The organism is Mesorhizobium sp. M7A.F.Ca.CA.001.08.2.1, assembly GCF_003998455.1.
GTDB lineage: Bacteria > Pseudomonadota > Alphaproteobacteria > Rhizobiales > Rhizobiaceae > Mesorhizobium > Mesorhizobium ciceri.
Map to the genome: position 1 here is coordinate 1 of NZ_RZPW01001442.1, position 523 is coordinate 523.

Here is a 523-nt window from a genome sequence, read left to right on the forward strand (position 1 = left end):
GTTGATGACAAGGTCGGCGTCGTTGGTGACCGCCACCTTGCCGGCTTCCATCGCCGACGTCATAGCCGAAGCATTCGACACTTCGCGCGCATGCCCGGTTTCCTGGAAAGCGATATCGACGGCCTTGCTGGCAGCCGGCAGGTTCAGTTCGGAAATGGCGCCGATCTCGATGCCCGACATATGGGCGACACGAGTGACGATGTCGGTTCCCATCTCGCCCGAGCCGATCAGGCCGATGCGGATAGGCTTGCCCGACTTTGCGCGTTCCTCGAGATCGCGGGCAAGACCCGTCAACGAAACATTGGAAGCCATACCGCTCGTTCCTCCCATAATGCAGGCTTGTTCGATTGCCTGACGCGTATTGAACATCTGTATTTCTGTCAAGACTAATGTCCAAAATCGATGTCCTTTTGGCACGCGTTCGCGGAGGCGCGGTGACCCCAGGCAATGGCGGCTGCATATCGGAGTGCATGTCGACAGGCAGGCGCGGCGACGAGTTTCCTGACGCACGGAACGAGAAGAC

Annotated in this window: 1 pseudogene; it reads right to left on the minus strand. The window is 58.9% G+C overall.

Annotation, left to right across the window (positions count from 1 at the left end):
- Positions 1-312, minus strand: a pseudogene (locus tag EN914_RS37870) (homoserine dehydrogenase); the annotation flags it as partial.
- Between the last annotated feature and the right edge of the window lie 211 nt (positions 313-523).